This is a genomic window from Pseudomonas sp. NBRC 100443 (genome assembly GCF_030268185.1).
In the GTDB taxonomy this organism is placed as follows: Bacteria; Pseudomonadota; Gammaproteobacteria; order Pseudomonadales; family Pseudomonadaceae; genus Pseudomonas; species Pseudomonas citronellolis.
The window spans coordinates 1-284 of the sequence record NZ_BSQE01000095.1; the positions used below are offsets into that span (position 1 = coordinate 1).

Annotated in this window: 1 protein-coding gene; it reads left to right on the forward strand. The window is 64.8% G+C overall.

Going from position 1 to position 284, the window contains the following annotated elements; translation table 11 throughout:
• Positions 1–284, forward strand: a 284-nt coding sequence (locus QSJ95_RS32690; protein WP_285647908.1) for a phage terminase large subunit family protein, incomplete at both ends; no start/stop codon positions are given.

A 284-nucleotide genomic window follows, 5' to 3' on the forward strand; every position in this document is an offset into this window, starting at 1 on the left:
GAGAAGTCGCCCGACGAGGTGATCTACGACGAGCTGTCGAAGTTCGACGCTGACGTCGAGGGCGAGGGCTCGCCGACGTTCCTTGGCGACAAGCGTCTGGACGGCGCGGTCTATCCGAAGTCGATCCGAGGCTCGACGCCCGGGATCGCCGGTAGCTGCCAGATCACCAAGGCGGCGGATGAGTCTCCCTACCGCCTGCGGCTTCACATTGCCTGCCCGCATTGTCAGCGGGAGCAGCACCTGAAGTGGGGCGGCAAGGATTGCGAGTTCGGCCTGAAGTGGGA